Consider the following 1,964-nt stretch of genomic DNA (forward strand, 5'->3'; position numbering starts at 1 on the left):
TTAGGAGATTTATAAATTCTTATAGATTATCTTTCGTAAGCATTCAACCATCAGCTCTCAGCTTTTGAAACACAATATCTTTTACTGTCATAGAATTGTCTGAGTTGATAACTTAAACTCATTGTTTTTGTACTTCTATTCTCTGGTTAAAAATATAGTAGAAGTGAAAAGAGTGCTTGTTTAATTTATTAAAAAATATTCGTAGCTGATAACTGATAACTGACTTACAATCCATTTCCAATTAAAAGAAATGGTGCCCAATAATAGGGATGACTATACTCACTATTAATCATAGAAATTTGTGCATTTTGTACTGCTGTGGCCTTGCTTGCTCCATTCTTCAAAGCTGCATAAAAATCATTCATAAATTCTTGGGTACCTTGGTCATCAACTCGCCATAAAGTTGCAATACTTGCTGTTGCTCCAGCTTCTTGTATTTTATAACCAAAACCGAGTATTTCTTCTCCATTTCCTAGCTTTTTTCCCAAAGCAGTTTGACAAGCACTAAAAATGACTAATTCTACATTCTTTAAATTCCAATCTTCCACATCTCGTAAAGTAGCGCGATCGCCATNTTCTTGGGTACCTTGGTCATCAACTCGCCATAAAGTTGCAATACTTGCTGTTGCTCCAGCTTCTTGTATTTTATAACCAAAACCGAGTATTTCTTCTCCATTTCCTAGCTTTTTTCCCAAAGCAGTTTGACAAGCACTAAAAATGACTAATTCTACATTCTTTAAATTCCAATCTTCCACATCTCGTAAAGTAGCGCGATCGCCATCTCCAAATAATATAAAAGATTCTTCTGGATGACCACTTACAAAAGCAGAATGGGTAGCAAAATGTATAATATTATAGCTATCCAATTTTGCTTCTATAGCTTCTTTAGTAAAAGCATTACCTAACAATTTATTGGTTTGAGGAAATGCCTTTTGTATATCCTTTATCTCTACTCCTGCAAAGGGTAATGATTCAAATTCAAATTTGCGTTGACCAACCTGAAAATTATAACTTCCTTCTGTTAAAGCACCTGCTAAAATTATCGGTTCAAATTTTCCTCTAGGTTCTAATTCCATTAAACTTGCAGCAGTAATATTATTAATTTTAAACCTTTCTGCCAACCATTTTTTTCCATCATGTAGCCCTGCTAAAGGAATATAACGTAGTTGACTATCAGGTGCATAAATAATTGTTTTAGCCTGACTAAGTTTTAGATGAGATTCTATTGGTTTAATCAACCAATTATATAATTTTAATCCTGCTTGTATAACTCTTTGGTCAGATTGATTTTTATTTGTTAATTGCGCTCTTAATCGAAAGATAGCTTGATTAAATTCTTTCTGCTGTACTGAAACAGTGCGATGAAATGGAGGTGAATTAGCAGTCACTAATATTAATTCTAGTCGGTCTTCTAAAAGTAACGGATATAAGACTACAGTATTTTGAAGATTATTTTCCTTTAGTTCAGACTGTAACCAAACTGCTATGTCTGAAGTTAGCTTTTGACTCCTAGAATTTTTCTCTAATTCTGAAACTATAGATTTGACTTCTTCACTATCAAAAAATTGCTCAATTTTTACTAATTTTTCCTGTAAGTTATTTGGATTTTTATTATGGCTTTTAGCAGCTTCATCTATTAACTGAGTATACTTTTCCCAAAACACCTGTTCTGGCTCTAGTAATGGAATTTCACTATATTCATAATCATCGGTTTGTAAGCTCCCAATATATTCAAATGTCTCTTGTATATGCAGTAAATCTAAAATTTGGTGTGCTTCTATAGCACGTTTTTTTTGTAGCAATAAGTCAGCCAAATTGCGATATATTTTAGCATTGTTTTCTATATATAAATTTTGCTGTTCGACTGGTATTTTTTTCAAATCTTTCCGAATATTTTCAGTAATATTAATTGATTGTTTATAGAAAATTATTGCCAATTCATCATGATTTTTTCTTTCTAATAC

Annotated in this window: 1 protein-coding gene and 1 pseudogene; both read right to left on the reverse strand. The window is 31.9% G+C overall.

The window, feature by feature from the left end; all coding sequences use genetic code 11:
- Positions 1 to 224 precede the first annotated feature (224 nt).
- Positions 225 to 365 carry a CHAT domain-containing protein gene (locus tag AFK68_RS43900; protein ID WP_371357147.1) on the reverse strand — a complete coding sequence of 47 codons (141 nt, stop codon included), beginning with the start codon at positions 363 to 365 and terminating at the stop codon, positions 225 to 227.
- Between the two features lie 210 nt (positions 366 to 575).
- Positions 576 to 1,664: pseudogene (locus AFK68_RS43905) on the reverse strand (CHAT domain-containing protein); the annotation flags it as partial.
- Between the last annotated feature and the right edge of the window lie 300 nt (positions 1,665 to 1,964).

The sequence above is a fragment of the Hydrocoleum sp. CS-953 genome (assembly GCF_002260545.1).
Lineage (GTDB): Bacteria > Cyanobacteriota > Cyanobacteriia > Cyanobacteriales > Microcoleaceae > Trichodesmium.